Origin of the sequence: Desulfosporosinus sp. I2 (genome assembly GCF_000960765.1) — a bacterium.
GTDB lineage: Bacteria > Bacillota > Desulfitobacteriia > Desulfitobacteriales > Desulfitobacteriaceae > Desulfosporosinus.
On record NZ_JYNH01000143.1, the window covers coordinates 1 to 12080 of the forward strand.

At 44.0% G+C, this 12080-nt stretch carries 11 protein-coding genes and 1 pseudogene; 7 read left to right on the forward strand and 5 right to left on the reverse strand.

What is annotated here, in order from left to right:
* Positions 1–130: 130 nt before the first annotated feature.
* On the reverse strand, positions 131–490 hold the full coding sequence (locus UF75_RS21275) for a cupin domain-containing protein (RefSeq protein WP_045576571.1): 360 nt from the start codon (positions 488–490) through the stop codon (positions 131–133).
* 270 nt (positions 491–760) lie between these two features.
* Here UF75_RS21275 and UF75_RS21280 point away from each other — a divergent pair, with 270 nt between their 5' ends.
* Entirely contained in the window at positions 761–1642 is an 882-nt protein-coding gene (locus tag UF75_RS21280; RefSeq protein WP_045576563.1) for an Rpn family recombination-promoting nuclease/putative transposase, read from the forward strand.
* Positions 1643–1752: 110 nt separating this feature from the next.
* Here UF75_RS21280 and UF75_RS21285 read toward each other — a convergent pair whose 3' ends face one another.
* Entirely contained in the window at positions 1753–2592 is an 840-nt protein-coding gene (locus tag UF75_RS21285; RefSeq protein ID WP_045576572.1) for a deoxyribonuclease IV, read from the reverse strand.
* Positions 2593–2905: 313 nt separating this feature from the next.
* Between UF75_RS21285 and UF75_RS21290 the strand changes: the two genes are divergently transcribed.
* The 6 genes from UF75_RS21290 (at position 2906) to UF75_RS21315 (ending at position 9475) form a co-directional block, all read left to right on the forward strand.
* Positions 2906–3622, forward strand: a complete 717-nt coding sequence (locus tag UF75_RS21290; RefSeq protein ID WP_197079491.1) for a histidine kinase — start codon at positions 2906–2908, stop codon at positions 3620–3622.
* Positions 3619–4332, forward strand: a complete 714-nt coding sequence (locus UF75_RS21295; protein WP_045576565.1) for a response regulator — start codon at positions 3619–3621, stop codon at positions 4330–4332. Before UF75_RS21290 ends, UF75_RS21295 begins: the two co-directional genes overlap by 4 nt.
* On the forward strand, positions 4325–5689 hold the full coding sequence (locus tag UF75_RS21300) for a hypothetical protein (protein ID WP_045576566.1): 1365 nt from the start codon (positions 4325–4327) through the stop codon (positions 5687–5689). Before UF75_RS21295 ends, UF75_RS21300 begins: the two co-directional genes overlap by 8 nt.
* A 92-nt stretch (positions 5690–5781) precedes the next feature.
* Positions 5782–7128 (forward strand): APC family permease, encoded by a 1347-nt coding sequence (locus tag UF75_RS21305; RefSeq protein ID WP_045576567.1) that lies wholly within the window; start codon positions 5782–5784, stop codon positions 7126–7128.
* 57 nt (positions 7129–7185) lie between these two features.
* Complete coding sequence (locus UF75_RS21310) at positions 7186–8073, forward strand: acetamidase/formamidase family protein (protein WP_045576568.1); 888 nt, start codon at positions 7186–7188, stop codon at positions 8071–8073.
* A gap of 28 nt (positions 8074–8101) precedes the next feature.
* Entirely contained in the window at positions 8102–9475 is a 1374-nt protein-coding gene (locus UF75_RS21315; RefSeq protein WP_045576569.1) for an APC family permease, read from the forward strand.
* Between the two features lie 20 nt (positions 9476–9495).
* On the opposite strand, the gene UF75_RS21320 is transcribed toward UF75_RS21315, so the two are convergent.
* The 3 genes and pseudogenes from UF75_RS21320 to UF75_RS29385 form a co-directional block, all read right to left on the reverse strand.
* A complete protein-coding gene (locus UF75_RS21320; protein WP_045576570.1) occupies positions 9496–9915 on the reverse strand; it encodes a flavodoxin in 420 nt (139 codons plus the stop codon).
* The gene (locus UF75_RS21325; protein ID WP_242860373.1) at positions 9912–10709 is read right to left on the reverse strand and encodes a nitroreductase family protein; all 798 of its coding nucleotides are present in this window, start codon (positions 10707–10709) and stop codon (positions 9912–9914) included. Before UF75_RS21325 ends, UF75_RS21320 begins: the two co-directional genes overlap by 4 nt.
* Positions 10710–11068: 359 nt before the next feature.
* Positions 11069–12080: pseudogene (locus UF75_RS29385) on the reverse strand (hypothetical protein); the annotation flags it as partial.

Consider the following 12080-nt stretch of genomic DNA (forward strand, 5'->3'; position numbering starts at 1 on the left):
TATGCAGGAACATAATTAGCGCAAAAAAATCATCACTACCCCTAGTCTCTTCCGGGTGTAGTGATGATAGTTCTGTCTGGGTAACTGGCAAGTCAATCTTTTTATTTAGCGGTTCTCCTTATCATAGGACTTAGATTTTTTCAAGTATCTCTACTGTTCTTTCATTCCTCACATCACCTGTATTTAACGTTGTTTTTGCTTCAATTAACATCACATGTACTTCTTTTTCAGCAACAGGCATATGTTCAATCCCCTTCGGTATAATAAGGAATTCTCCTTGATTTATGATAACATCTTTATCCCTAAACCTAATGATTAATAACCCTCTTAGAACATAGAACATTTCATCTTCATTTTCATGGGTATGCCATAAAAATTCGCCCTTAAGTTTAGCAACCTTCACATAGGATTCATTGACTTCACCTATAATTTTCGGACTCCAATACTCCTCAAAAAGATCCAATTTCTCATTAAGATTGATTTTATCCACTTTCACATCTCCTCGGATTAATAATAAAGCCACACCGTCCACAATTAAAACCCCGGCACAATTTAGTCACTACAAACAAATAAGGGTGTCAATTTGTTGATGATAAGTTTCACGTTATTGGATATTAATGGAATTTAAGTCTGTCATGTTATATAATGTAGTTATAGGATCGTATGTTTAGTTGGTAATGGTTGTCCATTAGCGGGTGGTTAAACTAGGGCAGATTTGCTAAAATGATACTATAGAACTAGAGAGAGGATGAAAATTACAATGGCTGGGAGCAAGAAGAGTAAAAGCAAAAAGACATCAACGGACGATGGCTTCCTAATGTCTCCAAAAATAGACTTCGTGTTCAAGTTGATCTTCGGAGATGAAAAGAATAAAGACCTGCTAATAGCCTTTCTAAGCGCCGTACTAGGTGTGCCAACGGAAGACTTTGAGGGAATAGAAATCATTAATAGCGAGCTTCTAAGAGAGTTTGCTGAGGACAAAAAAGGAATACTTGATGTTCGAGTAAAAACGAAACAAGGGAAACAGATAGACATCGAAATACAAATATTACCAACTGAATTCATGCCTGAAAGAACCATGTTTTACTGGTCTAAGATGTATATAAGTCAGATTAAGCCGGGAGATACCTATGATTTGTTACAAAAATGTATTACCATAAACATCGTTGATTTCAAATGTACTCCACTCAAACTACTGCACTCCAGTTATCATTTGACGGAGGATGCAACAGGGTACCGGTTGACTGATATATTAGAGGTGCATTTCCTGGAGATCGTTAAGCTAGCCGATTTGGAAATTCCGAGAGACGAGAATGATCCCATCGTGGAATGGATGGAATTCTTGGATGCAAAGTCAAAAGGAGTGATTGAGATGTTAGCAGAAAAGAATAAGGACATAAAGAAAGCCTATGACATATTACAGATCATCAGTAAAGATGAAAAGGCAAGAATGTTGTACGATGCCAGAGAAGCCGAGCTACGTGACCAGCTGACAAGGATGAAGTCAGAGAAGGATAAAGGAAGAGCTGAAGGAAGAACGGAAGTTGCAAAGAACCTTTTAGACATGGGATTTGAAATTCCAAAGGTGGCCCTTGCAACTGGTCTTTCTGAAGAAGAAGTTAAGAGATTACGAGATAACTAGAGTCAAGTGGGAGACTGCTCAGTCAAACAAGGTGCTCCGCGTCAACACGCGAAATACCTTGTTTTTTTGTGAGTTGCCCCGTATAGCCGGGGAGATGCGCAAATCTCGTCTTAACTACCTTCTACGTAGACCCCTCTCAGTAACGCTATTTCTTGGGCATAACCTGCATTATCGTTGGGTGTTTCAAGAAAGAAAGGCAAATGACGGAGTTTGGGGTGATTGATTATTTGGGTGATCGCTTGTAAACCGATGGAGCCTTCCCCAATTTTGGCATGGCGGTCTTTATGACTGCCATTAGGATTCAAACTGTCATTAAGGTGAATCGCATAAAGTCTTTCTAAGCCAATGACCTTATCAAACTTATCAAGAACCCCGTCAAGATCATGAACAATATCATAACCGGCATCATTGATATGGCACGTATCCATGCAAACACCCATTTTTCCAGATAGAACTACACCGTCTAAAATCTGCCTGAGTTCTTCGAAAGTGCGACCAATCTCTGTGCCTTTACCTGCCATGGTTTCCAGCAAGACGATGGTCGTCTGCTGGGGCTTTATAAGGGTGTTCAGCTGCGAGATAATCTGTCGAATACCTTCCCCAGCGCCTTGTCCGCCATGGCTTCCGGGATGAAAGTTATAAAGGTTGTTCGGTAAATACTCCATACGAACCAAATCATCTGCCATCACTTGGGCAGCAAATTCTCTGGTTTTCTCTTCGGGGGAGCAAGGATTGAGGGTGTAAGGGGCATGCGCTAAAACCTGCGCAAATTGATTTTCCTTCATAAGCATCAGTAATGCTTCCGCATCCTTGGGATCGATCGCTTTCGCTTTACTTCCTCTTGGATTGCGGGTAAAGAACTGAAACGTATTGGCATTTATCTTTAGGGCCTCTTTACCCATAGCCTTGAAACCCTTGGAAATGGATAGATGACAACCAATTTTCAACATCATTATCCTTCTTTCTAGTGTAGTCTTTCCTCGCATTATATTCTTATTGCCGAACTTATTCAAACGATATTCCCCCCAAAGCCTCATAACCGATTCTCTTGATTACACCTTAACCTTTGCGACGAATCCTTGGAATCTAGCCCGCTCAAGCAGGAGTTCAAAGAGCAGTATTGAATACTAAAGCAATTAGCAATGCTTTTAGGTGGGCCAATGCAGACTACCAAAAGAGTATTTCTAAGGATATTAAGTCCCCTCGGACTGATAGGATTGGGTGAAAGACATGATTTCTTATAATTTCTTTTCTCTGTCCCTCATGGCTGGCACACTCTTACCGGTGGCCGGTTTTGTCATTATCCTGCTTTTATCCTTCTTAGAAAGGGAAGTAAATATTTTAGAAATTGAAAACAAACGAGTGTGTCTCGAGCATGACTTACAGCAAAGCCAGTTCATGCAACTCAATCAACAGATCCAGCCGCATTTTTTGTTTAATACGTTAAATGCCATTACCAGTCTGGGCAGATTAGGACGCTTAGAGGACTCGGTCAAAGCCGTGGAAAATCTGTCTCTTTTTCTAAGATACAACTATATGGAAAAAGAACCGCTGGTGACCTTTGAAAAAGAGTTGCAGCATACGGAAAACTATCTTCGCATTCAAAAGACTCGCTTTGGAAAAAAGCTGCAAACCGTGATCGAAATCGACTCCCAAGCCAGAGATACTCTCCTCCCTCCCTACACCCTGCAAACCTTGGTTGAAAACGCCTTTAAGCATGGCTTGGACAAAAAGACAGGGGAAAAATTTCTAAAAATATCCTTACATCGGCAAGGTAACTGGGCCTCCCTAATCGTTATAGACAACGGCCCAGAGCTTAAACTAGAGGAGGCCTTCCCCTCTAAAGGGGTCGGCTTGGAAAATCTGCGTAAACGCTTAGAAATCACCTTTGATATGAGGACGGAACTGAAGATTCAAAGAAACGATGAAATGACGGAGGCCAGAATAGACTGGCCCTACACTCCGGAGGTAAAATTATGAAGCTTTTAGTAGTCGATGATGAACCCTTAGAACTGGAACAGCTCGCTCACATGATAAAACAGAAATGGCCGGTCTGGGAGATCTATTGTGCAGAAGAAACTTCCCAAGCTCTCAAACTATCCCGAGAAAATAAGTTTGTGCTGGCTTTTATTGATATCCATTTACCCGGCATCTCAGGTTTAGAACTGATTGAAACCCTGAAGCGGGAAAATCCCGATCTGAGCTTTGTGATTACAACTGCCTATCAGGACTTTGCCTATGCGCAAAAATCGATCAAGTTAGGAGTGGTCGATTATTTAGTCAAACCCATTATTGCCGGCGAATTAGACGAAGCGATCAAGAAGTTCATTGAACGCAGTGGGTATTCCCCGTCTAAAACGGTCGTCATTGAACAAGTTTTAGATATTATCAGCCGGGATTTCAGTCAAAAGATCAGCTTGGAAAGCCTGGCCGAAACCGTACATGTTAGCCCAACCTATTTAAGCAAGAAATTTTCGGATGAGATGGAACTCAGCATTCCTTCCTATATCATGAAATACCGAATTGAAAAGGCCAAGTCCCTACTGCTCAAACACCCCGATTATAGTATGGCTTTGATCGCTGATGTCGTTGGTTTTCACAGTCAAAACTACTTTAACAGTATTTTTAAGAAATACGAGGGTTTAACCCCCGGTAAATATAAAGAACTTAAGAGTGGTCGTTATGATTAATTGGTATATCCCCTTATATCTAGGGGTAATCCTGATTCTTTTTCTGTTCCCCCATATCGGATCATTCCCCAATCTGCAGGTCTACTCTGAAGGACGCTCCGGCTTTGGAGGGTTGAGCACCGGTACCAACCTCTTGCTGTCGCGCCTCATTTCCGGGGATCTCTTGGCCTTCGCCATTATCTATGCTCTCCGCTTCGGGGTTATGGGTGGCCTGGCGTTCGCCTTCACGGTCTTGGCCAGTCTCCTTATTTATGTCCTGATCGTTTACAAACTCCGCAAAAAGAAGGCCTGTCATAGTATCCATGATTTATTAAGAGAACAATCCGACCCCTATAGCTACAAATATCATTTGCTGGTTTTATGCGCAATTAATTTAGGGAACATGCTCCTGCAGTTGGTCGCCTTAAACTATTTACTAGGTCCCTATTTTCTGCAAGCAAGTTATCGGATCCTCTTCTTTATAGTTGTCTTTTCGTTTATCTATTCGGGACTTGGAGGATTTGAGGCCCTGAATAAGGGAGCCAAACCTCAGATGATCCTTGTCTTTTTCACAACTGCCCTGATCACGGTTTCCGTCTTCTTAGAAAAAGGCCTCTCTACCACCTACCAAGATCTTGTCATAATCCCCCTTAACCCGATCAGTTTTTCGGAATGGACGATAATTCTCCTGACCGGAATTATCATCCTGACGTCCCAGTATCTCCTGGATCATTCCCTCTGGCACTGCGTCTATCGGCTTAAGCCACAACGGCAGTATTCCATCCTTTTGATTGCGATATTCTGTGTCTTCGCCATATCCATGGGCTACTCAGCTATCACTATTTACGGCATGTCCCAAACTGTACTGACCGGAAATAACATCCTGCAAGTCTTGGAGAGAAATAAGTCGATTATTTTACTCAATTTATATATCCTGACTGTCTTCATCGCCGTCTCATCTTCCTATGCTCTCAATCTTTTCAGTACTGTCTTACTCTATTTCAAATTCCGGGAGACTGATCACCCCGTTAAAGAAACGAGCCCGATTAAGCAAGGATATATCTTTTCACTCTTAATCAACCTTCTTGTCGGAGCTTTTTTTCTACTCCTGCTTCATAATTCCCTGATCGAGGTAATCTCTGTCTTAGGGATTGTTTATGCCTCCCTGATCATTCCCTATCTGATAACGCTTTTCCGAACCACTCATCCGCTGAGATTTGTTGCTTATAGCGGCTTGCTTCCCTTAATCTGCGGGGTCGTCATCTATCTAAGGTTTGGCTACTTTTACACGCCCATCCTCTGTCTCGGCTTGAGTGTTGTCTTACAAGTGATCATCAGCTTACTAGGAAAAATGCAGGAAATTATAAAAACTGGGTAAATATTTGTAAAAGCAATGCTGCGCCAACTGATATAATACAGTTCAAGCAGCATTGTATCGTTATGCAATAATTTTCTTGAGGTGAAAGTACAATGCAGCATTCAGGGTATCAAGAAGAGCTTAAACGTTCATTAACGCTGGGGGACTTATTAATCTACGGGGTCATCTTCATGGTGCCGATCGCCCCCTTTGGAATTTTCGGCTATGTTGCCAGCAGTTCCAAAGGCCTGGTTCCACTGGTTTACCTAATCGGGATGACCGGAATGCTGTTCACGGCTTTAAGCTATGCCCGTCTGGCAGAGGTCTTCCCTGTTGCCGGGTCTGTTTACTCCTACGCCCAGCGGGGAATTAACGAGCATATCGGTTTTTTTGCCGGTTGGCTTATTCTGCTTGACTATATCTTGATTCCCCCGCTGCTTTATTTAGTCAGTGCTACCGCTTTACATACCATGCTTCCGATTATACCTAAAGTAGCTTGGTTAATTGTATTCGTCCTTATCAATACAGTCATTAACATATTAGGCATTGAGATTACGGCTAAAACCAATAAAGTCATTGTCGCCGTGGAGATTAGCGTTCTTTTAATTTTCCTTTTAGTTGGCTTTACTGCAGTAAATGTTCATATAAACGGGGCCCATTTTTCTCTTAAGCCTTTCATCGCTAAGGAGGAGTTCGACCTCTCCCTGCTGATGAATGCTGCCTCGATTGCCGTGCTCAGCTTCCTCGGCTTTGACTCCATCTCCACTCTCACCGAAGAAGTAAAAGGGGAACGAACCGCCGCCGGTAAAATCGTGGGAAAGGCAATTATCCTAACCATTCCAATCATCGGGAGTCTGTTTATCCTTCAGACTTGGGTGGCATCCTTGATCGTTCCTGACTATACTTCATTTCAGGATTTAAGCGGTGCCTTCTATGAGATTGCCCAAATCGCGGGAGGAAACTGGCTAAGAGGGCTATGTAGTGTCGCTACAGCCTTGGCCTGGGGTATTGCCAACGCCCTTGTTGCCCAAGCTGCGATCTCCAGGATCCTCTTCAGTATGGCTCGCGACCGTAAATTGCCTGCTATTCTTGCTCTAATCCATCCTAAGTATAAAACTCCGTATGTCAGCACGCTCCTCGTAGCCTTTATTACCCTAGTTATCATGATGGGCGGAATTAGAATCGACGACTTGGCATCCCTGATCAACTTTGGTGCATTATCCGCTTTCCTCATCCTCCATGTAACCGTTATTAATCATTTTATCATCCGCAAGAAGAGTCGAGATTATTTTAACCATCTTTTTCTTCCCATTGTTGGTCTCTTGATTATCGGGTATGTGTGGATGAGCCTGGGATTTTTGGCCAGAGAACTGGGTTTTGTCTGGATAAGTATAGGCCTGTTTTATATGATCATCATGAAGCTCTTGGGTAAGAAAGGTTTCAAATCCGAGGAATATTGAGGCTGTACATTAAGGACCAGTATCTGTATGCCTAAAATTAATAAGGGAGGAATCGGTATGTTCATCTCTAAGGACACGCATTTCTTTGCCTTGGACAAAACTAACTTACCTGTTGCTCAAGTCAGTTTACCTTGTGAGCTTACGTTTGAAACGCTTGACTGCTTTAGTGAGCAGCTTAATCACCCTGAGGATACTCTGGAAATTCTCGATTTTGAGCGCGTCAATCCTGCTACAGGTCCCGTTTTTCTGAACGGAATAAAGGCCGGGGATGTCATCTCGGTAACCATTAAAGCAATTCGGGTCAAAACACCGGGTAAAATGGTGGCCGCCCCCGATGCCGGTGTACTGGGCAGCCTGATCAAAAAATCAGAAACCCTCATCATCCCGATCGAAGGAGACATCGCTTACTTTAAAGAGTTACAATTGCCCTTGACTCCCATGATCGGGGTCATTGGGATCGCCCCGCAAGGAGTCGGTATACCCTGCGGAACTCCGGGAAGTCATGGTGGCAACATGGATTGTACCCTGATCAAACCGGGCGCTATCCTCTATCTGCCGGTCCAGGTAGATGGCGGTCTGTTGGCCCTTGGAGATTTGCATGCCGTTATGGGGGACGGGGAAATTATGGTTTCAGGCGTCGAAGTCTCCGGCGAAGTGGATGTAACCATCTGCAAGGTCGGTAACCTGGAAATCAGCAATCCGGTAGTACAGACAGAAAAGGAACTGGCTTTTATCGCTTCGGCTCTAACCCTCGATCAAGCTATCGAAACAGCGACCATCGAGATGGCGCAATTCCTGACCAGCAGAAGTTCTCTCAGTCTCAACGAAGCCGGCATGTTGATGAGTGCCTGTGGTAACGCTCAAATCTGTCAAATCGTTGATCCGCTAAAGACTGCTAGATTTTCTATGCCCCTCAGTGTTCTAAATGAACTTAGAATTATTTAATTTCTTTTAGAAAGGAAGGTTTTTATTAATGCCCAATAAAGAGAATACCCCGACCGATACAAGCCTAGAGGAATTTGGATATAAGCAAGAGCTTAAAAGGGCTCTCACTTTTAAGGACCTGCTCTTCTATGGAATGGTTTTCATGGTTCCTATTGCCCCAATGGGTATTTACGGATATGTGACCGATGTCTCTAACGGGATGGCCCCCCTGGCGTATATCATTGGAATTATAGCCATGATTTTTACAGCCCTAAGCTATTCCAGAATGTCGAGTGCCTTTCCGATGGCCGGTTCCGTTTACTCCTATGCTTCCCGGGGAATCAACCCTTATGTAGGCTTTTTTGCCGGTTGGTCCTTACTGCTGGACTACATTCTTACCCCTGCCTTGGTTTACCTGGTTGCCGGTTATGCTCTGCAGGAAATCTTACCCATCCTGCCTTATTGGGGCTGGATTGCCCTCTTTGTCATTATCAACACTGTGGTAAACTTCCGCGGGATTGAACTGACCGCTAAAACTAATATCGGACTGCTGTTCTTCGAACTATTTGTCCTGATTGCTTTTGTAGTGATGGCCTTTGTGGCCGTTTTGAAAGGTGCCGGACAGGGTGCTTTCACCTTGGACCCTATTTGGAAACCGGAAGGCTTCAACATGGATATGGTCATGGCGGCTACTTCCCTGGCGGTCTTAAGTTTTCTGGGCTTCGACGCGATCAGTACCCTGGCTGAAGAAGCCAAAGAACCTCAGAAAATCGTGGGTAAAGCTACTGTAACGGCCTTGTTTCTCGTCGGCGGACTCTTCGTCCTCCAAACTTACCTGGCTGGACTGCTCTGGCCGGATCACACCACCTTCCAAAACCCTGATACCGCATTCTATGCGGTGGCTCAGGTAGCCGGAGGAAACTGGCTCAGAATTCTGGTTGCTCTGGGAACAGCCGTGGCTTGGGGTATCGGTGACGGACTCGTGTCTCAAGCCGCCATCTCCCGTCTGCTCTACAGCATGTCCCGTGATAAGATGATGCCTGCCTTCCTGGGTAAAATTCATCCCAAGTATCAAACTCCTTATATGAGCACGATATTTGTAGCCTTTATCGCTATTGCCATTGGTGCACTTCTTAGCATGGATCTCCTGACCTCTATGGTTAACTTCGGCGCACTGACCGGTTTCATGTTTCTGCATGTTTCCGTCGTATCCCACTACGTGATCAGGAGCAAAAAAAGAGATTTGGCTTCCTTGTTCAAATACCTTTTCCTGCCGGCCATTGGGTTCATTATTATCTTCTATGTCTGGATGAGTCTTCAGCCCCAAGCTAAAATTGTCGGTTTCAGTTGGCTTGCTCTAGGCTTCATCTACACAGCCTATAAAACTAAGTTCTTTAAAGAAAAACCGCCTGCCTTTAAATAAACTACTATACTTTAACCTTATTACAAACAACAAGGCTGGAGGGTATCTAATCCCTTCAGCCTTATTGTTTGCCCCCCGCCCTCTCCAATTTGGCCAAATCCACCGCCACCATGAGTACAAAAGGGAATTACTGTTTTGCCCGTAAAAATATGTTGTTTAAGGAAACTCATAACCGGCGGGGCTAATGTTTTAAACCAGTTAGGTGTACCTATAAATATGGTTCGATAATCATCGATTGATTCATTTCCGGATATTAGCTTAGGGCAATATCCACGAGAAATTTCATTTCTTACTTCTTTAGCGGCCGTATTATAGTCAAAGGAATAATTCTTATCGGGAATTAATTCTCTTATGGTACCACCAGTCTGATTCGCTATTTCTAATGCTAAATTCTTTGTGTTTTGGAAAAGCGAATAATAAACAATCAGTGTATTATTCATATATTATCTCCACGCCAATTTTCCAGAGCGGCTCGAACGGATCGTGCCATTTCAATCGAAAAGTCGGCACCGGTTTTTTTGGCATACATCCATTGTCCATAGTTTTTAGCTCCCCAGGTATTCTTGGGATTGAAATCTTTGGCTCGAGCTGCAAACATTGCTTCCCGATCTTGCTTAGTTAGGTGGTTATATTTATTTTCGGACACAATAAATTTCGATTCAAAGCGTTCCTTGGGCTTTGGTCGCTCGCCCTCTGGGTAATACCCGAAACAGAGCATGCTGATCGGAAACACATACGGTGGAAGGTCCAGAAGTTCTTTATGAGTTTCATAATTCTCCATTATATCCCCGATATAACACGATCCAATGCCAAGCGCTTCTGCGGAAATTGCAGCATTTTGGGCAGCTATTAAGGCATCGCAGCTCGCTAACATTAAACTCGCTTCATCTGGTCCAGAAAATTCCCGCCCTTGTTCGTTACAAAAGTCTGCAACGCCTGAATCTAGATAAAAATCAAACCATCTCTGAAGGTCTGCTAAGAAAACGATCACGAGCGGGGCTCTGGCGATAAACGGTTGATGATCACACGTTTCGCTCAAGCGCTGTTTTATGTCTTGATCCGCTACTATAATCATCGAATACATCATCATATTTCCAGCGGTGGGTGCTCTCATCGCGCCCTCAATAATCGCCTTAAGGTCTTCGTCCTTGACTGGCCGTTCAGCATACTTTCGCAAAGAAACTCGTTGTCTCAGCATTTCTTGTACAGAAATTCTCTCTTGTGGATTAGCCACAGTATAACTCTCCTTTTTCCTATTTTCACTTCATTGTGGGGAGTAGCATGAACTGCATCAACCGCAACGATGGCACCCCTAGTTCATAACTGGTGTAATCTTATCCATCGAGATAATTCTCGTCCCACCTTGCCAGTTAATCTAAATCTATCGAAAATCGAATAGGGGGATAAACTATAATTCTTCATTACTGTAGGAAACCCTGCCATTGCCTATTTTCTTTTATAATACTCTTATAATTATGGTACGAACTTTGTTAGCGAAAATGAACAAGGTGCCCGTGTTAACACGCGAGCACCTTGTTCTTCTCTGTACTGAGCAATTGATTGATAGTCTACAATTTGGGCACGAGAAAATGTTTATACAGTTTCGGACATCTTTCCTGAACGTTGGATTTGCCTAATTTGTCTTTCCAATCTGCGAGGAAACGTAAGATCTTCATCATTGCAAACTAAAACCTTCCAGCCATCCTTTTTAAACTTCTTCAGATCACACGGTTGCTCAGGATCATGAAGGCAAATCAAGGTATCTTCAACTTGGGCCAGAAATGTCTGACCCATTAAGCTTTTGTTCCAATTGACAGTGGCATTTGGAAAGATATTGCTTAGAACCTTTCCAAGAAGATCAGCCTGCTGAGGAACTAGAGAAGAGCTGAATAGTTGAGAAATTTTGGAGTTGATGGAGGTTAATATAGCAGGAACTTTTATAAGTTCAACAGGTTGGGTCTCATGTTCAAAGAGATAATCATTTATGCTCGACATAGGTTTGGCTAGTTCATAGCGTTCTCTCATCGTTATAGCCTCTAACTTCGTGTCAACCTGGGCAAGTGCGTCAGCAAGCGCCTGGGCGTTAGCTTTAGCTTGTGTTTCTGCTTGTGCAAGAGCCTCTGCGAGTGCCTGGGCATTGGCTTTCGCTTGTGTTTCTGCTTGCGCCAGAGCCTCTGTAAGTGCTTGGGCATCAGCTCTGGCATGTGCTTCTGCCTGCTCATGAGCGTCAGCTCGAGCAAGCGCCTCAGCTATCAGCTGGGCATCAACTGTTGCTTGTGCTTTTGCTTGGGCAAGCGCCTCGGCGAGTACCTGGGCATCGGCTTTCGCTTGGGCTTCTGCTTGGGCAAGCGCCTCGGCGAGTACCTGGGCATCGGCTTTCGCTTGGGCTTCTGCTTGGGCAAGCGCCTCGGCGAGTACCTGGGCATCGGCTTTCGCTTGGGCTTCTGCTTGGGCAAGCGCCTCAGTTAACGTCTGAGCATCAGCTTTCGCTTGTGTTTCTGCTTGCTCAAGCGCCTCTGCGAGTACCTGGGCATTAGCTTTCGCTTGTGTTTCTGCTTGCGCCAGAGCCTCTGTAAGTGCCTGAGCATCGGCTTTCGCTTGGGCA

What these genes read in the sequence shown, in the direction of transcription:
- UF75_RS21280 (WP_045576563.1), top strand. Translation starts at nt 761, where the DNA reads ATGGCTGGGAGCAAGAAGAGTAAAAGCAAAAAGACATCAACGGACGAT.
- UF75_RS21285 (WP_045576572.1), bottom strand. Translation starts at nt 2,592, where the DNA reads ATGTTGAAAATTGGTTGTCATCTATCCATTTCCAAGGGTTTCAAGGCT.
- UF75_RS21290 (WP_197079491.1), top strand. Translation starts at nt 2,906, where the DNA reads ATGGCTGGCACACTCTTACCGGTGGCCGGTTTTGTCATTATCCTGCTT.
- UF75_RS21295 (WP_045576565.1), top strand. Translation starts at nt 3,619, where the DNA reads ATGAAGCTTTTAGTAGTCGATGATGAACCCTTAGAACTGGAACAGCTC.
- UF75_RS21300 (WP_045576566.1), top strand. Translation starts at nt 4,325, where the DNA reads ATGATTAATTGGTATATCCCCTTATATCTAGGGGTAATCCTGATTCTT.
- UF75_RS21305 (WP_045576567.1), top strand. Translation starts at nt 5,782, where the DNA reads ATGCAGCATTCAGGGTATCAAGAAGAGCTTAAACGTTCATTAACGCTG.
- UF75_RS21310 (WP_045576568.1), top strand. Translation starts at nt 7,186, where the DNA reads ATGTTCATCTCTAAGGACACGCATTTCTTTGCCTTGGACAAAACTAAC.
- UF75_RS21315 (WP_045576569.1), top strand. Translation starts at nt 8,102, where the DNA reads ATGCCCAATAAAGAGAATACCCCGACCGATACAAGCCTAGAGGAATTT.
- UF75_RS21320 (WP_045576570.1), bottom strand. Translation starts at nt 9,915, where the DNA reads ATGAATAATACACTGATTGTTTATTATTCGCTTTTCCAAAACACAAAG.